A 22,034-nucleotide genomic window follows, 5' to 3' on the forward strand; every position below is an offset into this window, starting at 1 on the left:
TTACTTGCGCAGTTCGACGACGAAATCGTAGTAGTCGTTGCGGCAGTAGGTATCGGTCAGTTCGATCGCACGCTGGTCGGACGTATAGCCGATCCGCGTGATCAGCAGGAGGGCGTCGTGCGGAGCGATGCCCATCTGCTCGGCGATCTCGTCGGTCGCGTTGACCGCGCGGAAATGCTGCAGCGCGCGCACGATCGGCGTGCCGCGCGCTTCGAGATAGCTGTACAGCGAGCCGACGATCGCCTGCGGATCGGGAATCAGCGTGGCGGGGAACGTCGAGTTCTCGACGGCCATCACGATGCCGTCGGCGAGACGCAGGCGTTTCAAGCGTGTAACCGAGGCGGCCGGCGACAGCCCGAGCTGGATCACTTCGTCGCGGTTCGCGGGCTGAATTTCGCGCGCGAGCCACTGCGAGCTCGGCTTGAAGCCGCGGCGCTCGAGCATTTCGCTGAAGCTCGACAGCCGCGACAGCGGATCCTCGTAGCGCGGCTGGATGAAGTTGCCCGCGCCCTGCGTGCGGCGGATCAAGCCTTGCTCGACGAGCAGCGCGATCGCCTTGCGCGCGGTGATGCGCGACACGCCGAGCGCTTCGGACAGCACACGCTCGGAGGGCAGCGCTTCGCCGGCCGTCCAGCGGTTGTCGTGGATCGCGTCGCCGAGCTTGCGGGCGAGCTGCAGGTAGAGCGGCGTATCGTTGTCGGGGTCGGGGCGCAGGTCCTGCCAGCGGTCGTCCGTGGGTGCCTTCATACAATGGGTATCGATCAGGTTGCGGCCATTCTAAGTCATCATGCCGCGCCGTTATAGCCGGTTTTTGCCGTGTAATAGGCCAGCGGCGCACCGATTGACTACACTGATGCGTCGTATCCGATGCTTCGGCCGCGGTGTGCGGCCACGAATCCGCAACGAGGAACGCATGACAGACACGATCGCCACGGTCGCCTTGCCGAACGGCGAGACGATTCCGAAGCTGGGCTTGGGCACCTGGGAAATGGGCGAGCGGCCGGCGTGGCGCGCGGACGAGATCGCCGCGCTGCGCGAGGGCGTCGAACTCGGGATGACGCTGGTCGATACGGCCGAGATGTATGGCGACGGCGCGACCGAGGAACTGGTCGGCGACGCGCTCGCGGGCCTGCGCGACGACGTGTTTCTCGTCAGCAAGGTCTATCCGCACCATGCGAGCCGGCGCGGGGTCGTCGCCGCGTGCGACGCGAGCCTCAAGCGCCTGCGTACCGACCGCCTCGACCTGTACCTGCTGCACTGGCGCGGTTCGGTGCCGCTCGAGGAAACCGTCGAAGGTTTCGACGCGTTGCAACGTGCGGGCAAGATCCGCCACTGGGGCGTGAGCAATTTCGATACGGCCGACATGGCCGAACTCGTCGGCGAGGCGGGCGGCGGTGCGTGCGCAACCAACCAGATTCTCTACAACATCGCGCGACGCGGCCCGGAATTCGACTTGTTGCCGTGGCTGGCCGACCATCGGATTCCGGCGATGGCGTACAGCCCGGTCGATCACGGGCGGCTGCCCAAACGCTCGCCGCTCGACGAAATCGCGCGGCTGCGCGGCGTGTCGGTGATGCGCGTCGCACTGGCATGGGTGCTCGCGCAGCCGGGCGTATTCGCGATTCCGAAGGCGTCGCGGATCGAACACGTGCGCGACAACCGTGCCGCGCTCGATTTCGTGTTGAGCGATGACGAGCGCGCGCAGCTTGACGCGTATTTCCGTCCGCCGCGCAGCAAGCGCGCGCTCGAGATGCTCTGACCGTCTTCGGCCGGGCAACGCTTCGGGTCAGTGGTTGCCGCCGGACGATCCGCCGTTGCCGTGACCGCCGCCGTTGCCGTTGCCGACGCCGTTGGCCCCGCCGTTGCCGGCGCCGCCACTGCCATTGCCGTTACCGTTGCCGCCGCCATTGCCGTGGCCGCCGGTGCCATTGGCGCCGCCGCTCCCGCCGCCGTTACCCGCGCCGCCACCGCCGTTACCGTTTCCGCCACCGTTACCCGCGCCTCCACCGCCGTTACCGTTTCCGCCACCGTTGCCCGCGCCGCCGCCGGCACTGCCGCTATTGCCACCATTACCACGGCCGTTGCCGACACCGTTAGCGCCGCCATTGCCGGCTCCGCCACTGCCGTTGCCATTGCCGTTGCCGCCACCATTGCCGTGACCGCCGCCACCGTTGCCACCGCCGTTGCCATGGCCGCCACCGCCGTCACCATGGCCTCCGCCGTTGCCGTGACCACCACCGCCATTGCCATTGCCGCCGCCATTGCCGTGACCGCCGCCGCCATCGCCATGGCCGCCACCGTTGCCGTGACCACCACCGCCATTGCCATTGCCGCCGCCATTGCCGCCGCCATTGCCGTGACCGCCGCCGCCATCGCCATGGCCGCCACCGTGGCCGTGACCGCCCCCATTACCGTCGCCGTCGCCATGGCCGCCACCGTGGCCGTGACCGCCGCCATTACCGTCGCCGTCGCCATGGCCACCACCGTGGCCGTGACCGCCGCCGTTACCGTCGCCGTCGCCATGGCCACCACCGTGGCCGTGACCGCCGCCATCACCGTCGCCGTCGCCATGGCCGCCACCGTGGCCGTGACCGCCGCCATTACCGTCGCCGTCGCCATGGCCACCACCGTGGCCGTGACCGCCGCCATCACCGTCGCCATCACCATGGCCGCCACCATGACCGTGGCCGCCGCCGTCACCATCGCCACCACCACCGTGGCCGCCACCCGAGGTACCGCCACCTGAAGTGCCGCCACCCGAGCTACCGCCACCCGAAGTACCGCCACCCGAAGTACCGCCACCCGAAGTACCGCCGCCCGAAGTACCGCCGCCCGAAGTACCGCCGCCCGAGGTGCCGCCACCCGAAGTACCGCCACCGGAGGTGCCGCCACCCGAGGTGCCGGCACCCGAAGTACCGCCACCCGAAGTGCCTCCGCCCGAAGTGCCGCCACCCGAGCTACCACCACCCGAACCACCGTTACCCGACGCATTGCCTCCCCGGCCCGTGCCGCTCGTACTGCCTGAAGTTCCGCCTGTCGTTCCACCGACACCGGCCGGTCCGACGGCCCCGTTCCCGTTATTTCCGCCGCTACCGTTGCCACCGCTACTACCGGTGCCACTGCCGTTTCCATTCCCATTGCCGCTGCCGCTCGCGCCGGCACCGCCATTACCGACGCCCCGGCCGGCATAAACGTGCACCGCGCACGCAGCCGGATTGGCGGCGCACGGCGATGCGTTCTCGACCAGCGTCATGATGGTGTCCGCGCTGGCCTTCGCGTCGGGCGCGGCATCGGGCGTCGTGTTCTGTGCGACGGCATACGAGCAGCAGCACGCAAACGCGGCCGCGGCCAGCAAGGTTGCACGAGGGCGCCGTCCCGCTGCGCGGAACGGTTGTTTCGTCTTATGCATCATGGCCTCCCCATGCGCGCGATGCCTCGTTGCCGCGCGACGATCTACGTGTGGTGCAGGGGGGGCGTAAAAGATTCGTTGTCCTATCGTGATCCGATCGCGTCCGGGCCGACGCTCGACGCCAGCCGCGAACACGGATCGGCACGCGGGCCCGCCGTGCGAATCCCTATCTGCGAGATTCGTGCCATCGGCCGCTCGGGCCCGTGGCGAAAGGCGGTCGCCGTCGTGTGACCACGCCTGCAACGTCGCAGGGGAGCGTTTTGTTTCCGGAATGAAACGTCGGGAGCGTCGTTCAGCGCGCCGGCGCGTCGGCCGCGCGTTGCCAGCGGTGGAACAGGATCGACGCGATCCAGCAGACGAGGAACAGCGCGACGATGCCGTAGCCGATCGACCCGAAGCGTTCGCCGAGCGCATCGAGCGTGTCGCGCACGGGGCCCGTCAGCGCCAGCTTGTCGGCCAGCAGGCCGGCCGCCTCGATCCCGCCGATCGCCAGCGCGACGGCCGCGGACACGAACGTGATGCTCGCGTTGTAGAGCAGCTTGCGCTGCGGATCGTCCATTGCCCAGCCGTATGCGTGAATCATCAGCACGTTGTCGGTGGAGTCGATCAGCGTCATGCCGGCGGTGAAAAGCGCGGGGAACAGCATGATCGTATAGACCGGCAGCCCCTGGCTCGCCTGCGCGGCGGCGATCGCGAGCAGGCCGATTTCGGTTGCAGTATCGAAACCGAGCCCGAACAGCACGCCCACCGGATACATGTGCCAGCTCTTCGACACGAACCGGAACAGCGGGCGCAGCATCCGCGATACGAGTCCGGCGGGACGATGGTCATGCGCGCCGTCGTGCGTGTGCGCGGATTTGCCGCGATAGCGTCGCCACACGTCGCGCAGGATCATCAGGTTCACGCACGCGAGCACCAGCAGGAACGTGGCCGATACCGCCGTGCCGATCGTGCCGCCGATCTCGCGGAACGCATCGAACCGGTCGCGCAGCGCGTACGCGGTCAGCGCGATGCCGAGCGTCGCGGCGATCACGATCGTCGAATGGCCGAGCGAGAAGAACAGGCCGACGCTCACCGGACGCTGGCCGTCCTGCATCAGCTTGCGCGTCGCGACGTCGATCGCGGCGATGTGATCCGCGTCGACCGCATGACGCAGCCCGAGCCCGTACGCGATCGCCGCGGTGCCGAGCAGCAGCGGATGGTCGCGCAGCACCGCGAGCGCCCACAGCCAGACGGCGACGTTCGCGGCGATCAGGCCGGCATAGAGGGTCAGCAGGCGGCGCAGGGCAGGGGTGGGCGGCATCGGGCGGGTTCCATCTGACGATTCGCCATCCATTGTGGCACGCGAAAAAAAGCTCGGCGCGCCGATCAATACGCCGCGAGTGCGAGGCGCCGCGCCGGATGAAAAAAAGCCCGTCCGGAACCGGACGGGCTTCGCGTACATGCGCCGGGGCGCGCGCGGCGCTTACTTCGTCTTCGCGTTGATCACGGCTTCCGACACGTTCGCCGGCGTTTCCGCGTAATGCTTGAACTCCATCGTGTACGTCGCACGACCTTGCGTCGCCGAGCGCAGCGACGTCGAATAGCCGAACATCTCCGCGAGCGGCACCTCGGCACGCACCAGCTTGCCGCCGCCGCCCGCGATGTCCTCCATCCCCTGCACGATGCCGCGCCGACTCGACAGGTCGCCCATCACGTTGCCCATGAAGTCCTCGGGCGTCTCGACCTCGACGGCCATCATCGGCTCGAGCAGCACGGGCTTGGCCTTGCGCATCGCTTCCTTGAACGCCATCGAGCCGGCCATCCGGAACGCGTTTTCGTTCGAGTCGACGTCGTGATACGAGCCGAACGTCAGGTGCACCTTCACGTCGACGACCGGGTAGCCGGCGAGCACGCCGCTCTTCAGCGTGTCCTGGATGCCCTTGTCGACCGCCGGGATGTACTCGCGCGGAATCACGCCGCCCTTGATCTCGTCGAGGAACTCGTAGCCCTTGCCCGGGTTCGGCTCGAGCGTGATCACCGCATGGCCGTACTGACCGCGACCGCCCGACTGCTTGACGAACTTCCCTTCGACGTCGGCGGCCGTCGTGCGCACCGTCTCGCGATACGCGACCTGCGGCTTGCCGACCGTCGCTTCGACGCCGAACTCGCGCTTCATCCGGTCGACCAGGATTTCGAGGTGCAGCTCGCCCATCCCCGAAATGATCGTCTGGCCGGACTCTTCGTCGGTCTGCACGCGGAACGACGGATCTTCCTGCGCGAGGCGGTTCAGCGCGAGGCCCATCTTTTCCTGGTCGGCCTTCGTCTTCGGCTCGACGGCCTGCGAGATCACCGGCTCCGGGAATTCCATCTTCTCGAGGATGATCGGCTTGGCCGGGTCGCACAGCGTGTCGCCGGTGGTCGCTTCCTTCAGGCCGACGGCCGCCGCGATGTCGCCCGCGCGCACTTCCTTGATTTCCTTGCGCTCGTTCGCGTGCATCTGCAGGATCCGGCCGAGCCGCTCCTTCTTGTCCTTCGTCGCGTTGAGCACCGTGTCGCCCGACTCGACGACGCCCGAATACACGCGGAAGAAGATCAACTGGCCGACGAACGGGTCGGTCATGATCTTGAACGCGAGCGACGAGAACGGCTCGTCGTCGCTCGGGTGGCGTTCCGCCGGCTTTTCCGGATCGGCGAAATCGTGACCGAGGATCGCGGGCACGTCGACCGGCGACGGCAGGTAGTCGATCACCGCGTCGAGCATCGCCTGCACGCCCTTGTTCTTGAACGCGCTGCCGCACAGCATCGGCACGATCTCGTTGGCGATCGTGCGCTGGCGCAGCGCGGCCTTGATCTCGTCCTCGGTCAGCGATTCGTGGTCGTGCAGATACTTCTCGAGCAGCTCCTCGCTCGCTTCGGCCGCGGCCTCGACCATCTTCTCGCGCCATTCGTGCGCGACCTCGACGAGGTTCGCGGGGATGTCCTCGTACGTGAACTTCACGCCCTGGCTTTCGTCGTCCCACACGATCGCCTTCATCTTCACGAGATCGACGACGCCCTGGAAATGATCTTCCGCGCCGATCGGAATCTGGATCGGCACGGCGACGCCTTTCAGGCGCTCGCCGATCTGCTTCTGCACGCGGAAGAAGTCGGCGCCGATCCGGTCCATCTTGTTGACGAACGCGATGCGCGGCACCTTGTACTTGTTCGCCTGGCGCCACACGGTTTCCGATTGCGGCTGCACGCCGCCGACCGAGTCGTAGACCATGCACGCGCCGTCGAGCACGCGCATCGAGCGCTCGACTTCGATCGTGAAGTCGACGTGCCCGGGCGTGTCGATGATGTTGATCCGGTGTTCCGGATAGTTGCCGGCCATGCCCTTCCAGAAGGCCGTGGTCGCCGCCGACGTGATCGTGATGCCGCGTTCCTGCTCCTGCTCCATCCAGTCCATCGTGGCCGCGCCGTCGTGCACTTCACCGATCTTGTGGCTCACGCCGGTGTAAAACAGGATGCGCTCGGTCGTCGTGGTCTTGCCGGCATCGATGTGAGCGCTGATCCCGATATTTCGATAGCGCTCGATGGGGGTTTTGCGGGGCACGTGAACCTCCTGGTGGTTCGGATCGTAAGCGGGCCGGCTGGAGCCGGCCCGGGCTGGAACAAGCGAGACTTCAAGCATAGCGCTTGCGCGTGGCTTTTGCAGATGCGGCCGCCGCCGTCGGAATCAAGGCGTGCGTCGCTGCCGGCGGGCGAAAAAAAGCCGGCGCGCCACGGGGCGGCCGGCTTGCGGTCGGTGCGCGGCGCGATGCCGCCGCGCGGGCCGTTGCCGTTACTGGGCCCGCGGCAGGCCGTCGAGCTTCATGCCGGGCTTGATGCCCTTCGCGGCGAACCAGCCCTTGCTCATTTCGAGCGCATAGACGCCGTTGTTGCGCGGACAGTGGTTGTCGGTCGTCTCGGCCTTCATCTCGTCGATGTCGGTGATCGTGCCGTCCGCGCGAATGAACGCGATCGACAATGGAATCAGCGTGTTCTTCATCCAGAAACAGTGCACGGCGTTCTCGTTGAAGACGAACAGCATGCCTTCGTTCGGCGCGAGCTGCGAACGGTACATCAGCCCCTGTTCGCGATCGGCGTCGTTGGCGGCGACGGCCGCGTCGATCACGTACATGCCGGCGCGCAGCTTCACGCGCGGGAACTCGCTCGGCTGCTTGGCGCCGGGCGGCACTTGCGCGCCGGCGGCCTGCATGCCGAGCGCGAGGACGGCGAGGGCGGCGGGAAACACGGCGGCGCGCGCAAGGCGGCCGAGCGACGGGCGCAGGGAGAATGGCACAGCGTGGCTCCTGTCTGGAAAACGAGACCCGCATGGTACGCGATGCGCGCCGGCGGGCACAAAAAAGAAAAAGGCAGATCGCCTTGCGGTGATCTGCCTTTCAACGCCGTAAGAACGGCAGAACTGCGTGTTCTTGACTGCGTTATTACAGCTTGCTTACTTAGTTCGAAGCAGCTGCCGGTGCTGCTGCGTCGCTTGCTGCAGCCTTCTTCGATGCCTTGTGGTGCTTCTTGGCAGCGTGGTGCTTCTTGGCAGCGTGCTTAGCCGGTGCCGAAGCAGCTTCTGCTGCTGCCGGAGCGGCTTCCGGAGCCGAAGCTTGTGCGAAAGCAGCCGTTGCGAAGAGGCCAGCGACCAGAGCGGCGATCAGTTTGTTCATGTTGTGTTCCTCAGCTTTAGTTAATTAACCAAATGACCCGGCAATAGGAGTCATGTCGTCTAACGGTGCCATCCACCTTTCGGTTGACAGACGCTTCGAGAAATTTCTCTTTGCGCTGCGGGCGCCGAATCGTATTCGAATAAAACGTCGCTTTCGTGACGCAAACACGGGTTCGGCTGCCAATGCCGGATAGCTAAGGTTGGCATCTGCGTGGTTTAACGCGCGATCTCCGCGGCCGGTTGACGAAAAAGATGACGAAAAAATTCGCGTGTCCCGGATGCGTCATCCGGCGGGCGCGAAACCGTCCCACGGCGCGCGTGGCGGCAGGGTGATCGTTTCGCCCGGTGCAATGCCGAGCGCGAATATATCCAGCGCGCCGATGCCGACGCGCACCAGGCGCAACGTCGGGAAGCCGACGGCCGCCGTCATCCGGCGCACCTGCCGGTTCTTGCCCTCGGTGATCGCCAGCTCGATCCACGTGGTCGGGATCGCGGCGCGGTAGCGGATCGGCGGATTGCGCGGCCACAGCGTGTCGGGCGGCTCGATGAATTCGGCGCGGCACGGGCGCGTCACGTAGTCGCCGAGGTCGACGCCGCGTGCGAGCGCCTTGAGGTCGGCGGGCCCCGGCGCGCCTTCGACTTGCGCCCAGTAGCGTTTCACCAGCTTGTGGCGCGGCTCGGCGATGCGGGCCTGCAGCGCACCGTCGTCGGTGAGCAGCAGCAGTCCCTCGCTGTCCGCGTCGAGCCGGCCGGCCGGATACACGCCGGGCGTTTTTACCCAGTCGCCGAGCGACGGCCGCGTCTCGTGCGCGGAAAACTGGCAAATCGTGCCGAACGGCTTGTTGAGGGCGATCAGGTTCATGGCGGGGGCCGCCCGGCGCCCCGCAGGAAGCCGGGGCGGGCGGTCTATGGCAAATGGCGGAATCTTAATGCATAATACGGAACGGCAAGTCCTCTGTCTTATATAAGACATAAGTGAGGTCTCGATGCGCAGTGCCGCGGTTCGCGCCGAAGTGCCCGGTTGGGGCGCTAGAATAGCGGCTCGCTGTTGCCGTCACGGGGTGGCCATGCCGCGCCCCCGCCGCGCGCGCAGTTTCGACCAGCATCACCTGCTCAGCCACGTCACTGGAGTCGATCATGCCGTATCAGCACATCAAGGTTCCGGAGGGCGGTGACAAGATCACCGTCAACAAGGACTTCTCGCTCAACGTTTCCGATCAGCCGATCATTCCCTATATCGAAGGCGACGGTACGGGCTTCGATATCACGCCGGTCATGATCAAGGTCGTCGACGCGGCGGTCGCGCATGCCTACAAGGGCAAGCGCAAGATCCACTGGATGGAGATTTTCGCGGGCGAGAAGGCGACCAAGGTGTACGGTCCGGACGTGTGGCTGCCGGACGAAACGCTGCAGGTGCTGAAGGAATACGTGGTGTCGATCAAGGGGCCGCTCACGACCCCGGTCGGCGGCGGCATCCGTTCGCTGAACGTCGCGCTGCGCCAGGAGCTCGACCTGTACGTGTGCCTGCGCCCGGTCCAGTACTTCAAGGGCGTGCCGTCGCCGGTGCGCGAGCCGCAGAAGATCGACATGGTGATCTTCCGCGAGAACTCGGAAGACATCTACGCGGGCATCGAATGGGCCGCGGGCTCCGAGCAGGCGAAGAAGGTGATCAAGTTCCTGCAGGACGAGATGGGCGTGAAGAAGATCCGCTTCCCGGAAACCTCCGGGATCGGTGTCAAGCCCGTGTCGACCGAAGGCACCGAGCGTCTCGTGCGCAAGGCGATCCAGTACGCGATCGACAACGATCGCAAGTCGGTCACGCTGGTGCACAAGGGCAACATCATGAAGTTCACGGAAGGCCTGTTCCGTGACGCCGGCTACGCGCTCGCGCAAAAGGAATTCGGCGGCGAGTTGATCGACGGCGGCCCGTGGATGCGCGTGAAGAACCCGAAGACGGGCAACGAGATCGTGATCAAGGATTCGATCGCCGACGCGTTCCTGCAGCAGATCCTGCTGCGCCCGGCCGAATACGACGTGATCGCGACGCTGAACCTGAACGGCGACTACATCTCCGACGCGCTGGCCGCGCAGGTCGGCGGCATCGGGATCGCGCCGGGCGCGAACCTGTCGGATTCGGTCGCGATGTTCGAGGCGACGCACGGCACGGCGCCGAAGTACGCGGGCAAGGATTACGTGAACCCGGGTTCCGAGATCCTGTCGGCGGAAATGATGCTGCGCCACCTCGGCTGGACGGAAGCAGCCGATACGATCATCGCCGCGATGGAGAAGTCGATCCTGCAGAAGCGCGTCACGTACGACTTCGCGCGCCTGATGGAAGGCGCGACGCAGGTGTCGTGCTCCGGTTTCGGCGAAGTGCTGATCGAGAACATGTAAGACCCCTTCCGGGGTGGGCCGGCAGGTTGCCGGCCGCCCCGGCGCTGACTGCCGGCGCCGGAGCGTTTCGTGGATGGCAGGTTTTGTTGGCAGGGCGGCCCGGCATGCGGGCCGCGGCGCCGCGATGCGGTCCGCAAGCCCTGCAAGGTAGACCATGACGGCCCTCGCAACACCACCGCCCGGCTGAACCGGCGCGCCCCTTTCGCGATCGACCCGGTCGCTCCCCGCCGGTTACCGCCGGCGCTCCTCAGTCCCATCATCACGTAGCAATGCTTTGACCACCATGTCCACTTCGCCCAAGATCATCTACACCCTCACCGACGAAGCGCCGGCGCTCGCGACCTATTCGCTGCTGCCGATCGTCAAGGCCTTCACGCGTTCGTCCGGCGTCGCCGTCGAAACGCGCGACATCTCGCTCGCCGGCCGCATCATCGCGGCCTTCGCAGACGTCCTGCCGTCGGAGCAGAAGGGTTCCGACGATCTGGCCGAGCTGGGCCAGCTCACGCTGAAGCCGGAAGCGAACATCATCAAGCTGCCGAACATCAGCGCATCGGTGCCGCAACTGAAGGCCGCGATCGCCGAACTGCAGGCGCAGGGCTACGCGCTGCCGGCCTATCCGGAAGATCCGTCGACGGACGAAGAGAAGGCCGTCAAGGCGCGCTACGACAAGATCAAGGGCAGCGCGGTGAACCCGGTGCTGCGCGAAGGCAACTCCGACCGCCGCGCGCCGCTGTCGGTCAAGAACTACGCACGCAAGCATCCGCACAAGATGGGCGCGTGGAAGCCGACGTCGAAGGCCCACGTCGCGCACATGACCGAAGGCGACTTCTACGGCAGCGAGAAGTCGGCGCTGATCGCCGACGCCGGCAGCGTGAAGATCGAACTCACGACCGCCGACGGCGCGAAGAAGGTGCTGAAGGAAAAGACGGCCGTGAAGGCCGGTGAAGTCATCGACGCATCGGTGATGAGCCGCAACGCGCTGCGCAGCTTCATCGAGGCGCAGATCGCCGACGCGAAGGCGCAGGACGTGCTGTTCTCGGTGCACCTGAAGGCGACCATGATGAAGGTCTCGGACCCGATCCTGTTCGGTCACTTCGTGTCGGTGTTCTACCGCGACGCGCTCGCGAAGCACGCGGACGTGCTGGCGAAGGTCGGCTTCAACCCGAACAACGGGATCGGCGATCTGTACGCGCGCCTGAAGGATCTGCCGGCCGACACGCGCGAAGCGATCGAAGCCGACGTCAAGGCCGAGTATGCGGTGCGCCCGCGTCTCGCGATGGTCAACTCGGACAAGGGCATCACGAACCTGCACGTGCCGAGCGACGTGATCGTCGACGCATCGATGCCGGCGATGATCCGCGATTCGGGCGGCATGTGGGGCCCGGACGGTCAACTGTACGACGCGAAGGCCGTGATTCCGGACCGCTGCTACGCGGGCGTCTACCAGGCCGTGATCGAGGACTGCAAGCAGCACGGCGCGTTCGATCCGGTCACGATGGGCAGCGTGCCGAACGTGGGCCTGATGGCGCAGGCGGCCGAAGAATACGGTTCGCACGACAAGACGTTCCAGATCCCGGCGGACGGCGTCGTGCGCGTCATCGACGAAGCCGGCAACGTGCTGCTCGAGCACGCGGTCGAGTCGGGCGACATCTGGCGCATGTGCCAGACGAAGGACGCGCCGGTGCAGGACTGGGTCAAGCTGGCGGTCAACCGCGCCCGCGCGACCGGCGCGCCGGCCGTGTTCTGGCTCGATCCGGCGCGTGCGCACGATGCGCAGATCATCGCGAAGGTCGAGCGCTACCTGAAGGATCACGACACGAACGGCCTCGACATCCGCGTCATGACGCCCGTCGAAGCGACGCGTTTCTCGCTCGAGCGCATCCGCGCGGGCAAGGACACGATTTCGGTCACCGGCAACGTGCTGCGCGACTACCTGACCGACCTGTTCCCGATCATGGAACTCGGCACCAGCGCGAAGATGCTGTCGATCGTGCCGCTGATGGCCGGCGGCGGGATGTTCGAAACGGGGGCGGGCGGCTCCGCACCGAAGCACGTGCAGCAGTTCGTCGAGGAAGGTTTCCTGCGCTGGGATTCGCTCGGCGAATTCCTCGCGCTGGCCGCGTCGCTCGAACATCTCGGCAACGCTTACCGGAACCCGAAGGCGCTCGTCCTCGCGAAGACGCTCGACCAGGCGACCGGCAAGTTCCTCGACGAGAACAAGTCGCCGGCGCGCAAGGTCGGCGGCCTCGACAACCGCGGCAGCCATTTCTACCTGTGCCTGTACTGGGCGCAGGCGCTGGCCGAGCAGACCGAGGACGCCGCGCTGAAGGCGCAGTTCGAAGGCGTGGCGAAGGCGCTGTCCGACAGCGAAGCGCGCATCCTGGAAGAGCTGGCGGCCGCGCAAGGCAAGCCGCAGGCGATCGGCGGCTACTACCGTCCGAACGTCGAGCTGACGAGCCAGGCCATGCGCCCGAGCGCGACGCTGAACGGCATCGTCGACGCGGTCGCCTGACGCCCGCGCGATCGCGCGAGCCGATGCATGTGCGGGCGCGGCGGGTTGAACCGTTCGCCGCCCGGCACTCAAGAAAAACGCCCCGGTCGCCCGGGGCGTTTGTCGTTGCAGGCTTGCCATTCAGACGTGAACGATTTCCCATTCGGCGATTTCGTCCGGCACTTCGAGCGTGGCCGTGTCCAGTTCGGACGGTTGCGCGCAGTCGCCGCGGGAGATGTGGTCGGCCGCCGCTTCCGGGCACGAGAATGCGCCGAGCAGGGCGTTGCCGAACGTCGCTTCCCAGCCGCCGTTTGCCGGCAGGATGTAGAACGACCCGAGCGCTGAACCAAAGCGAAATCCCTTCATTTCCGTTCTCCCTTTCTGATCACGAGCGATTCTGTTGTGCCGCCTGCCGGCTCGGCCGGCTGTGGCCCGACTGGCTGCTTGCGCCGGGTTTCGTATCGAACGTCGTGGCGAAGCGTCAGTGCATGGGACAAAGTCTACGTCCGCGACCTGTTCGGATGGTGCAGGTAGAACGGCTTCTCCAAACAAAATTTCTCGTTTAAAAACAAATAATTATTTCTGTCGTTTTGTATTGCGGAACGTTTTTCGGCATCGCGAAACGGGAAATTTGTGCCCTGCACCACGAATTTTTATAACGCAGTGACTTGTTCCGCATCGTGAAAAATCGGCGGGTTTGCGGATCATCGATGCAGCGGGGGCAAGAGCGGGGCCGAGGCAGAAGGCGCCAAGCTCGTTTGCAGGCGGGTGCAAGGCACGGCTGGAGCGCAGCGGTGGTTGTCGACGCGCCGCTCGGCGATGCCAAGCGTGGCGCCGTGTCCGGCCTTGTCGCGACGCTCTGCTGCGACGTATCGCCGCCCGCCCGGCGACGGCGTTTTTCGATGAAGGCCTGCGGTTATGATGACGCGACCGCCGCGGCTGTCGCGCGGCGCCGCATGAATAACGAGGATCGATTGATGAGACGGAGAACCTTCCTGTCGCACGCCGTCGGCGTCGCGGCCGCGTCGCTATGCGCACGCGCTGCGTGGGCGCAGCATGCCGGTCACGCGGGCATGGCCGGCATGGATTCGATGAGCGACATGCCGGGCATGTCGAGTATGTCGGGGATGTCGGCGCATGCGCAGCACGGCAAGTCCGCGCCGGTCGCGCTCGCGGCCGCCGACGCGCTGCCGGCCGGCGCGCCGCTCGCGACGTTGCGTACGCTGGCCAACGAAAGTCGTGAGCCCGGCACGTTTCGCGCCACGTTGGTGGCGCAGCCCGTCGCGCGTCCGATGCTGCACGGTGCGCGGCCGACCCCCTTCTGGCAGTTCGGCGCGGGCACGCAAGGCCCCGTCGTCGGCCCGCTGATCGACGTGCGCGAGGGCGATACGGTCGAGATCCGGTTCGTGAACAAGCTGCCGCAGCCGTCGACGATCCACTGGCACGGCTTGCCCGTGCCGCCCGACCAGGACGGCAACCCGTCCGATCCCGTCGCGCCCGGCGCGTCGCGCGTATATCGCTTCACGCTGCCGAAGGGCAGCGCCGGCACCTACTGGTACCACCCGCATCCGCACATGATGACCGCCGAGCAGGTGTTCCGCGGGCTGGCCGGCCCGTTCGTCGTGCGCGCCGCCGACGATCCGCTTGCCGGCTGGCCCGAGCGCCACCTGTTCGTGTCGGACCTGAAGCTTGCGCGCGACGGCACGATTGCGCCGAACGACATGATGGACTGGATGAACGGCCGTGAAGGCCAGTTCGTGCTGATCAACGGCGCGCGTCGGCCGCGCATCGACGTCGCGGGCGACGAACGCTGGCGTGTCTGGAACGCGTGCAGCGCACGCTACCTGCGTATCGCCTTCGACGACGGCCGCGCGTTCGAGCACGTGGGCACCGATGGCGGGTTGTTCGACGGGCCGCGGCGCGCGACGTCGCTGCTGATTGCGCCGGGCGAGCGCGCGGAGCTGTTGGTGCGCGCCGGCGACCGCGCGTCGCGCGCGGTGCTGCAGGCGGCCGAGTACGACCGCCGCAAGATGGCGATGTCGCACGACGACGGCCACGGCAGCCTGCCGCCCGATCCGGCGCTGGCGCTGGCCGATGTCGCGTTTGCGCCCGCCGAGGCCCGTGCGGTGCCTGCCACGCTGCGCGCGGTGCGGCCGCTGGGCGAACCGGTGGCGCACAAGACGGTCGCGTTCGGCGAGGAAATGGACATGGACGCGATGATGAGCGGCGCGACGCACGGCCGCCCGGCCGGCATGCGCTTCACGATCAACGGCGACACCTACGCGCCGCACCGCGCGACGCTGACGAGCCGTCGCGGCGACGTCGAGCGCTGGGAGATCCGCAATACGACGGACATGGATCACCCGTTCCATCTGCACGGCACGCAGTTTCAGGTCATCGAGCGGGCGTCGGCCGGTTCGCGCACGAGCGAACCGTTCCGCGCGTGGCGCGATACCGTGAACGTGCGCAGCGGTGAAACCGTGTCGATTCTCGTCACGCAAGACATGCCTGGAGAGCGCATGTTTCACTGCCACATTCTCGAACACGAAGATCTCGGCATGATGGGTACGTTGAAGGTCGTGTAACGAAACCGCGAATGTGTTTCACGTGCGGATTCGACAGGCGATCCGCATGCGTGACGAGACAATGTGCGTTCAATTATCGGGATTGAACGAAAAGGCCGGCCAATCGATTATCGATGGGCCGGCCTCAAAAAAAAGAAACCCGGCGCTGTGCGCCGGGTTTCTTCGTCCGATATCCGATGCCTTTATGCGGCCTGGATGTTCGACGCTTGCTTGCCCTTCGGCCCTTGAACGACGTCAAAGCTCACCTTCTGGCCTTCCTTCAGCGTCTTGAAACCATTCATGCTGATAGCCGAGAAGTGCGCAAACAGATCCTCACCGCCCTCGTCGGGAGTGATGAAGCCGAAGCCCTTCGCGTCGTTGAACCACTTAACGATACCAGTTGCCATTTTCCTACTTCCCCTGTCACACAGTCGCTGCTACTTACCACGAGCACGCTCGAAAAGCTAAACGACTGAAAATACAGCCGTTCCCCCCTCACAAGCTCACCTCGGCCTCTTTCGTTTCGCCAATCGGCGAATTGAAAAAAGTGCCAGCTTGATTGTTGGCGCTCTTTATTGGAGTGTCAAGTGGAATTTTTCGACGTTTAGAGGGTCGTTGTAAAGAACCCATTTTCAGGGTTTTTCCGGCTTTGCTTTGCAGCATGCGGCCAAGCGCGAGGGCTTGAAAAGCCGCATAATCGGCTCATATACCAGGCTCGAGTGACACGCGTTCGAGTCGTCCCGGCTTGTGGGATACTGGATGCGGACACGACGTTCCGGTGCGATTCCCCCTGACGGTTCGTGTTCCGCGCCATGCGTGAAAGCCGGCACCGCAGCCGGCTTTCGTATGGCGCGAGGGCGATCGCGTGTTCCGGGATACCGGGGAGGGCGCCGGCCGGTCGGTCGGGTAATGGCAGGATTGCGGGCCTGTCCGAGTTGTTTAGAATGGGTGTATGGCGATTATCCCGGACAAGCAGGACAGTACCGTCCTGGAACGCAAGCAGCAGAAGCTCAAGCCGCCTTCGATGTACAAGGTGGTGCTGCTGAACGACGATTTCACGCCGATGGAGTTCGTCGTGATGGTGGTCCAGGAGTATTTCAAGAAGGATCGCGAGACGGCCACGCAGATCATGCTGAAGGTCCATCGCGAAGGGCGAGGGGTTTGTGGGGTCTATACGCGGGACATCGCGTCGACCAAGGTTGAGCAAGTCGTTACCCATGCGCGGCAGGCAGGGCATCCGCTGCAGTGCGTGATGGAGGAAGCATGATTGCCCAGGAATTGGAAGTCAGCCTGCACATGGCGTTCATGGAAGCACGCCAGGCGCGCCATGAGTTCATTACGGTCGAGCATCTGCTGCTGGCCCTGCTGGATAATCCGACGGCGGCCGAGGTGTTGCGCGCGTGCGCGGCAAACATCGAGGACCTGCGTCAGAACCTGCGCAATTTCATCCACGACAACACACCTACCGTCCCGGGCACCGACGATGTCGATACCCAGCCGACGCTCGGTTTCCAGCGCGTGATCCAGCGCGCGATCATGCACGTCCAGTCGACGTCGAACGGCAAGAAGGAAGTGACCGGCGCGAACGTGCTGGTCGCGATCTTCGGCGAGAAGGATTCGCACGCCGTTTACTACCTGCAGCAGCAGGGCGTCACGCGCCTCGACGTGGTGAACTTCATTTCGCACGGCATCGCGAAGACGAACAGCGGCGAAGCCGCGAAGTCGGCCGACGCGAATGCGGAAAGCGAAGACGCGAACGCGCAGAAGGAAACGCCGCTCGCGCAGTTCACGCAGAACCTGAACCAGATGGCGAAGGACGGCCGCATCGATCCGCTGATCGGTCGCGAGCCCGAGGTCGAGCGCGTCGTGCAGGTGCTGTGCCGCCGCCGCAAGAACAATCCGCTGCTCGTCGGCGAAGCCGGCGTCGGCAAGACCGCGATCGCGGAAGGGCTCGCGTATCGGATCACGCGCGGCGAGGTGCCGGACATCCTCGCGAACGCGCAGGTGTACTCGCTCGACATGGGCGCGTTGCTGGCAGGCACCAAGTATCGCGGCGATTTCGAGCAGCGTCTGAAGACGGTGCTGAAGGAGCTGAAGGAGCGCCCGCACGCGATCCTGTTCATCGACGAAATCCATACGCTGATCGGCGCGGGCGCCGCATCGGGCGGCACGCTCGACGCATCGAACCTGCTGAAGCCGGCGCTGTCGTCGGGCACGCTCAAGTGCATCGGCGCGACCACGTTCACCGAATATCGCGGGATCTTCGAGAAGGATGCGGCGCTGTCGCGGCGCTTCCAGAAGGTCGACGTGACGGAGCCGAGCGTCGAGCAGACGGTCGCGATCCTGCGCGGGCTGAAGTCGCGCTTCGAGGAGCACCACGGCGTCAAGTATTCGTCGGGCGCGCTGTCGGCCGCGGCCGAACTGTCGGCGCGCTTCATCACCGACCGTCACCTGCCGGACAAGGCGATCGACGTGATCGACGAAGCGGGCGCCGCGCAGCGCATCCTGCCGAAGTCGAAGCAGAAGAAGACGATCGGCAAGAGCGAGATCGAGGAAATCATCTCGAAGATCGCGCGCGTGCCGGCGCAAAGCGTGTCGCAGGACGACCGCAGCAAGCTGCAGACGCTCGATCGCGACCTGAAGAGCGTCGTGTTCGGCCAGGATCCGGCGATCGACGCGCTCGCGGCGTCGATCAAGATGGCGCGCGCGGGCCTCGGCAAGATGGACAAGCCGATCGGCGCGTTCCTGTTCTCCGGCCCGACGGGCGTCGGCAAGACCGAAGTGGCGCGTCAGCTCGCGTTCACGCTCGGCATCGAGCTGATCCGCTTCGACATGTCGGAATACATGGAGCGTCATGCGGTCAGCCGGCTGATCGGCGCGCCGCCGGGTTATGTCGGGTTCGACCAGGGCGGGCTCTTGACCGAAGCCGTCACGAAGAAGCCGCATTGCGTGCTGCTGCTCGATGAAATCGAGAAGGCGCATCCGGACATCTTCAACGTGCTGCTGCAGGTGATGGACCACGGCACGCTGACGGACAACAACGGCCGCAAGGCGGATTTCCGCAACGTCATCATCATCATGACGACGAACGCGGGCGCCGAATCGATGCAGAAGGCGACGATCGGCTTCACGACGCGCCGCGAAACCGGCGACGAGATGACCGACATCAAGCGGCTGTTCACGCCTGAGTTCCGCAACCGTCTGGATGCGATCATCAGCTTCCGCTCGCTCGATGAGGAAATCATCATGCGCGTGGTCGACAAGTTCCTGATCCAGCTCGAGGAACAGTTGCACGAGAAGAAGGTCGACGCGCTCTTCACCGACGCGCTGCGCAAGCATCTCGCGAAGCACGGTTTCGACCCGCTGATGGGCGCGCGGCCGATGCAGCGGCTGATCCAGGACACGATCCGGCGCGCGCTGGCCGACGAACTGCTGTTCGGCAAGCTGCTGAACGGCGGCCACGTGACGGTCGACGTCGACGAGGCCGACAAGGTGCAGTTGTCGTTCGACAAGTTGGCGAATCCGCCGCACAAGCCGAACGAAGAGACGGTCGAAGTCGAGTAAGCGATAATTCGTTGTTCATGCGAACGGCGCGGGAAGTTCTCCGCGCCGTTTCGTTTTATCCGGCGCCGGCGGCGCGATGGTGGTGCAGGGGAGTGGTGACGCAGTGACACAACAACAACGGTCGTTCGACGATATCGTCGCGCGCGAACAAGGGTTGCGCCACGCGCTGACGTCGGGGCAGATGGCGATGATCGCGATCGGCGGCGCGATCGGCACGGGGCTGTTCCTCGGCAGCGGGTTCGCGATCGGGCTCGCCGGCCCGAGCGTGCTGGTTTCCTATGCGATCGGCGCGCTGATCGCGTTGCTGCTGATGGGTGCGCTCGCGGAAATGACCGTCGCGCATCCGACGGCCGGCTCGTTCGGCGCGTACGCCGAGCACTACGTCGGCACGCTCGCGGGTTTTCTCGTGCGTTATGCGTACTGGTTCGCGGTCGTGTTCGCGATCGGCACCGAGATCAGCGCGATCGCCGTGTTCATGAAGTACTGGTTCCCGGCCGTGCCCGGCTGGTACTGGGTGATCGGCTTCTCCGCGCTGCTGATCGCGGTGAACCTCGCGAGCGTGACGTTGTACGGGACGGTCGAATACGCGTTTTCGCTGCTGAAGATCGCGGCGATCGTCGTGTTCATCGTGCTGGGCGGCTATCTCGTCTGGTCGGCGCCGGCCGCAGCGGGCATCGGTTTCGCGAACTACACCGCGCACGGCGGCTTCATGCCGAAGGGGCCGTGGGGTACGTGGGTCGCGGTGATCGTCGCGATCTTCAGCTACATGAGCATCGAAGCCGTCGCGATCGCGGCCGGCGAGGCGCGCGATCCGCAGCACGCGGTCACGCGCGCATTCCGCTCGACCGTGTTCCGGCTCGTGCTGTTCTACCTGCTGACACTCGCGCTGATGCTCGCGATCGTGCCGTGGACGCAGGCCGGCACCGACGAAAGCCCGTTCGTGAAGGTGATGGCCGCGACGCACGTGCCGTACGCGGCGGGCGTGATCAATTTCGTGCTGCTGATCGCGGCGCTATCGGCGATGAACAGTCAACTGTACGTGACGACGCGGATGATGTTCAGCCTGTCGCGCGCGCGCCTCGCGCCCGCGGTGTTCGGCCGGCTCGGCGCGAACGGCGTACCGCGCGCGGCGCTGTGGATTTCGACGAGCGGCGTCGCGGTGGCGGCCGTGCTGGTCGCGCTGGCGCCCGACACCGCGTTCACGGTGATGATGGCGATCGCGATGTTCGGCGCGCTGTTCACCTGGCTGATGATCTTCGTCACGCATCTTCGGTTCCGTTCGCGGTATCGCGGCCCCGCGCTCGCGTTCCGGATGTGGGGACACCCGTTCGGCAGCCTGCTCGGCGCGGGGCTCGTGGCCGCGATCCTGCTGACGACCGCTTTCACGCGCGAATTCCGGATGACGATGGTGGTCGGCGTCGTGTTCGTCGTGCTGCTGACGCTCGCCTACGCACTGCATTACCGGCACCAGCACGCGCGCTGACCGCGCGGGCGCGGCGGCCGATACCGTTCTTCACACTTGCTAAGGTTCCGTTAAGCGAACGGCGACTACATTCGATCCTGTCTGCACGGCGCGCGGGCCCGCATCGGCGCGCCATTTCCTGCAAAAAGGGGTTCGAATGAACAAACTTCCCGAAATCACGCTCGCGTTCTGGATCATGAAGATCTGCGCGACGACGCTCGGCGAAACGGGCGGCGACTTGCTGTCGATGACGCTGAACGTCGGCTACGCGGTGAGCTCGATCCTGCTGTTCGGTTTCTTCCTCGCGACGCTGGGCGCCCAGCTCAGGACGACGCGCTATCGCCCGGCGATCTACTGGGCCGTGATCGTCGCGACGAGCACGGCCGGCACGACGATGTCCGACTTCATGGATCGCACGCTCGGCCTCGGCTATGCGGCCGGCTCGTCGATTCTCGTCGCGATCCTGCTGGCGATCTTCGCGGTCTGGCGCCTCAGCGGCGAATCGCTGTCGGTCGACCTGATTCGTACGCGCAAGGTCGAGCTGCTGTACTGGATCGCGATCCTGTTCTCGAACACGCTCGGCACCGCGCTCGGCGACTTCCTCGCCGACAGCTCGGGGCTCGGTTTCGGCGGCGGCGCATTGCTGATCGGCGGCCTGCTGGCGGCGATCGTGCTCGCGCACTACTTCACGCGCATTTCCGGCGTGCTGCTGTTCTGGGCCGCGTTCGTGCTCACCCGTCCGTTCGGTGCGACGGTCGGCGACCTGCTGACGAAGCCGGTCGCAAAGGGCGGCCTTGCGCTCGGCACGGTCGGCTCGTCCGCCGTCCTGCTCGGCGTGCTGGTCGCGATGGTCGTCTATGCGAGCATCGCGCAGGCGCGGCGGCGTGAGCCGGCGCTCGCGCGAATCGCGCAACCGACCGGCAAGTGACGGCGCGTGAAAAGGAAAAGGGGCCGAGGCCCCTTTTTCCGTGCTGCGCGGCTCAGTGGCGGCCGGTGCTGCCGAAGCCGCCGGCGCCGCGATCGCTCGCGGTGAATTCGTCGACGATGTTGAACTGCGCCTGCACGACCGGCACGATCACGAGTTGCGCGAGCCGTTCGAACGGGTTCAGCACGAACTCGGTCTGGCCGCGGTTCCACGTCGAGACCATCAACTGGCCCTGGTAATCGGAGTCGATCAGGCCGACGAGGTTGCCGAGCACGATCCCGTGCTTGTGGCCGAGGCCCGAGCGCGGCAGGATCAGCGCCGCATAGCCGGGATCGGCGAGGTGGATCGCGAGGCCGGTCGGCACCAGCGTGGTTTCGCCCGGCTGCAGCGTGACCGGTGCGTCGAGGCAGGCACGCAGGTCGAGGCCGGCGCTGCCGGTGGTCGCATAGGCGGGCAGGTAGTCGCGCATGCGCGCGTCGAGAATCTTCAGGTCGAGTTTCATGCGGTCGTCGAATCGGTCGGGAAGGGCGCGGCGGCACGGGCC

General features: G+C 65.8%; 18 protein-coding genes. 8 read left to right on the top strand and 10 right to left on the bottom strand.

Annotated features, from left to right (window positions below; all coding sequences use genetic code 11):
• Positions 1-747, bottom strand: coding sequence for a GntR family transcriptional regulator (locus WS95_RS17890; RefSeq protein ID WP_006489667.1), 747 nt, complete (start codon positions 745-747; stop codon positions 1-3).
• 166 nt (positions 748-913) lie between these two features.
• On the opposite strand from WS95_RS17890, the gene WS95_RS17895 reads away from it, so the two are divergent.
• Entirely contained in the window at positions 914-1,759 is an 846-nt protein-coding gene (locus tag WS95_RS17895; protein ID WP_059824898.1) for an aldo/keto reductase, read from the top strand.
• A gap of 27 nt (positions 1,760-1,786) precedes the next feature.
• On the opposite strand, the gene WS95_RS35770 is transcribed toward WS95_RS17895, so the two are convergent.
• The 6 genes from WS95_RS35770 to WS95_RS17920 form a co-directional block, all read right to left on the bottom strand.
• Positions 1,787-3,409: a hypothetical protein gene (locus tag WS95_RS35770; protein WP_082746946.1), complete on the bottom strand. Its 1,623-nt coding sequence runs from the start codon at positions 3,407-3,409 to the stop codon at positions 1,787-1,789.
• A gap of 292 nt (positions 3,410-3,701) precedes the next feature.
• Positions 3,702-4,712 (bottom strand): HoxN/HupN/NixA family nickel/cobalt transporter, encoded by a 1,011-nt coding sequence (locus tag WS95_RS17905; protein WP_034208199.1) that lies wholly within the window; start codon positions 4,710-4,712, stop codon positions 3,702-3,704.
• Positions 4,713-4,874: 162 nt separating this feature from the next.
• Complete coding sequence (fusA, locus tag WS95_RS17910) at positions 4,875-6,986, bottom strand: elongation factor G (RefSeq protein WP_059782232.1); 2,112 nt, start codon at positions 6,984-6,986, stop codon at positions 4,875-4,877.
• A 228-nt stretch (positions 6,987-7,214) separates the two neighbouring features.
• Positions 7,215-7,715 carry a DUF192 domain-containing protein gene (locus WS95_RS17915; protein ID WP_059824900.1) on the bottom strand — a complete coding sequence of 167 codons (501 nt, stop codon included), beginning with the start codon at positions 7,713-7,715 and terminating at the stop codon, positions 7,215-7,217.
• 160 nt (positions 7,716-7,875) lie between these two features.
• On the bottom strand, positions 7,876-8,091 hold the full coding sequence (locus WS95_RS33575) for a hypothetical protein (protein WP_011352970.1): 216 nt from the start codon (positions 8,089-8,091) through the stop codon (positions 7,876-7,878).
• A gap of 282 nt (positions 8,092-8,373) precedes the next feature.
• Positions 8,374-8,952 (bottom strand): pseudouridine synthase, encoded by a 579-nt coding sequence (locus WS95_RS17920; RefSeq protein WP_059824902.1) that lies wholly within the window; start codon positions 8,950-8,952, stop codon positions 8,374-8,376.
• 275 nt (positions 8,953-9,227) lie between these two features.
• Between WS95_RS17920 and icd the strand changes: the two genes are divergently transcribed.
• Both icd and WS95_RS17935 read left to right on the top strand, forming a co-directional pair.
• A complete protein-coding gene (icd, locus tag WS95_RS17930; RefSeq protein ID WP_006478026.1) occupies positions 9,228-10,484 on the top strand; it encodes an NADP-dependent isocitrate dehydrogenase in 1,257 nt (418 codons plus the stop codon).
• 283 nt (positions 10,485-10,767) lie between these two features.
• Entirely contained in the window at positions 10,768-12,996 is a 2,229-nt protein-coding gene (locus tag WS95_RS17935) for an NADP-dependent isocitrate dehydrogenase (protein ID WP_059824904.1), read from the top strand.
• Between the two features lie 120 nt (positions 12,997-13,116).
• On the opposite strand, the gene WS95_RS17940 is transcribed toward WS95_RS17935, so the two are convergent.
• Complete coding sequence (locus tag WS95_RS17940) at positions 13,117-13,341, bottom strand: hypothetical protein (RefSeq protein WP_034208193.1); 225 nt, start codon at positions 13,339-13,341, stop codon at positions 13,117-13,119.
• Between the two features lie 611 nt (positions 13,342-13,952).
• On the opposite strand from WS95_RS17940, the gene WS95_RS17945 reads away from it, so the two are divergent.
• Complete coding sequence (locus tag WS95_RS17945; RefSeq protein WP_059825096.1) at positions 13,953-15,560, top strand: multicopper oxidase family protein; 1,608 nt, start codon at positions 13,953-13,955, stop codon at positions 15,558-15,560.
• Between the two features lie 182 nt (positions 15,561-15,742).
• Here WS95_RS17945 and WS95_RS17950 read toward each other — a convergent pair whose 3' ends face one another.
• Positions 15,743-15,946: a cold-shock protein gene (locus WS95_RS17950; RefSeq protein WP_034208192.1), complete on the bottom strand. Its 204-nt coding sequence runs from the start codon at positions 15,944-15,946 to the stop codon at positions 15,743-15,745.
• Between the two features lie 545 nt (positions 15,947-16,491).
• Between WS95_RS17950 and clpS the strand changes: the two genes are divergently transcribed.
• The 4 genes from clpS (at position 16,492) to WS95_RS17970 (ending at position 21,493) form a co-directional block, all read left to right on the top strand.
• The gene (clpS, locus tag WS95_RS17955) at positions 16,492-16,806 is read left to right on the top strand and encodes an ATP-dependent Clp protease adapter ClpS (RefSeq protein ID WP_006398529.1); all 315 of its coding nucleotides are present in this window, start codon (positions 16,492-16,494) and stop codon (positions 16,804-16,806) included.
• Positions 16,803-19,103, top strand: a complete 2,301-nt coding sequence (gene clpA / locus WS95_RS17960; RefSeq protein ID WP_059782238.1) for an ATP-dependent Clp protease ATP-binding subunit ClpA — start codon at positions 16,803-16,805, stop codon at positions 19,101-19,103. Before clpS ends, clpA begins: the two co-directional genes overlap by 4 nt.
• Before the next feature lie 103 nt (positions 19,104-19,206).
• Positions 19,207-20,586 carry an amino acid permease gene (locus tag WS95_RS17965; protein WP_034208190.1) on the top strand — a complete coding sequence of 460 codons (1,380 nt, stop codon included), beginning with the start codon at positions 19,207-19,209 and terminating at the stop codon, positions 20,584-20,586.
• Positions 20,587-20,722: 136 nt separating this feature from the next.
• A complete protein-coding gene (locus tag WS95_RS17970; RefSeq protein WP_034208189.1) occupies positions 20,723-21,493 on the top strand; it encodes a COG4705 family protein in 771 nt (256 codons plus the stop codon).
• Positions 21,494-21,545: 52 nt separating this feature from the next.
• Here WS95_RS17970 and dut read toward each other — a convergent pair whose 3' ends face one another.
• Positions 21,546-21,992 (bottom strand): dUTP diphosphatase, encoded by a 447-nt coding sequence (dut, locus tag WS95_RS17975; RefSeq protein WP_034208188.1) that lies wholly within the window; start codon positions 21,990-21,992, stop codon positions 21,546-21,548.
• Positions 21,993-22,034 lie beyond the last annotated feature (42 nt).

It is taken from the genome of Burkholderia sp. MSMB1826 (assembly GCF_001526325.1).
GTDB lineage: Bacteria > Pseudomonadota > Gammaproteobacteria > Burkholderiales > Burkholderiaceae > Burkholderia.

What these genes read in the sequence shown, in the direction of transcription:
- WS95_RS35770 (WP_082746946.1), bottom strand. Translation starts at nt 3,409, where the DNA reads ATGCATAAGACGAAACAACCGTTCCGCGCAGCGGGACGGCGCCCTCGT.
- clpS (WP_006398529.1), top strand. Translation starts at nt 16,492, where the DNA reads ATGGCGATTATCCCGGACAAGCAGGACAGTACCGTCCTGGAACGCAAG.
- WS95_RS17950 (WP_034208192.1), bottom strand. Translation starts at nt 15,946, where the DNA reads ATGGCAACTGGTATCGTTAAGTGGTTCAACGACGCGAAGGGCTTCGGC.
- WS95_RS17940 (WP_034208193.1), bottom strand. Translation starts at nt 13,341, where the DNA reads ATGAAGGGATTTCGCTTTGGTTCAGCGCTCGGGTCGTTCTACATCCTG.
- icd (WP_006478026.1), top strand. Translation starts at nt 9,228, where the DNA reads ATGCCGTATCAGCACATCAAGGTTCCGGAGGGCGGTGACAAGATCACC.
- WS95_RS17895 (WP_059824898.1), top strand. Translation starts at nt 914, where the DNA reads ATGACAGACACGATCGCCACGGTCGCCTTGCCGAACGGCGAGACGATT.
- clpA (WP_059782238.1), top strand. Translation starts at nt 16,803, where the DNA reads ATGATTGCCCAGGAATTGGAAGTCAGCCTGCACATGGCGTTCATGGAA.
- WS95_RS17890 (WP_006489667.1), bottom strand. Translation starts at nt 747, where the DNA reads ATGAAGGCACCCACGGACGACCGCTGGCAGGACCTGCGCCCCGACCCC.
- WS95_RS17935 (WP_059824904.1), top strand. Translation starts at nt 10,768, where the DNA reads ATGTCCACTTCGCCCAAGATCATCTACACCCTCACCGACGAAGCGCCG.
- WS95_RS33575 (WP_011352970.1), bottom strand. Translation starts at nt 8,091, where the DNA reads ATGAACAAACTGATCGCCGCTCTGGTCGCTGGCCTCTTCGCAACGGCT.
- WS95_RS17920 (WP_059824902.1), bottom strand. Translation starts at nt 8,952, where the DNA reads ATGAACCTGATCGCCCTCAACAAGCCGTTCGGCACGATTTGCCAGTTT.
- WS95_RS17970 (WP_034208189.1), top strand. Translation starts at nt 20,723, where the DNA reads ATGAACAAACTTCCCGAAATCACGCTCGCGTTCTGGATCATGAAGATC.
- WS95_RS17945 (WP_059825096.1), top strand. Translation starts at nt 13,953, where the DNA reads ATGAGACGGAGAACCTTCCTGTCGCACGCCGTCGGCGTCGCGGCCGCG.
- dut (WP_034208188.1), bottom strand. Translation starts at nt 21,992, where the DNA reads ATGAAACTCGACCTGAAGATTCTCGACGCGCGCATGCGCGACTACCTG.
- WS95_RS17905 (WP_034208199.1), bottom strand. Translation starts at nt 4,712, where the DNA reads ATGCCGCCCACCCCTGCCCTGCGCCGCCTGCTGACCCTCTATGCCGGC.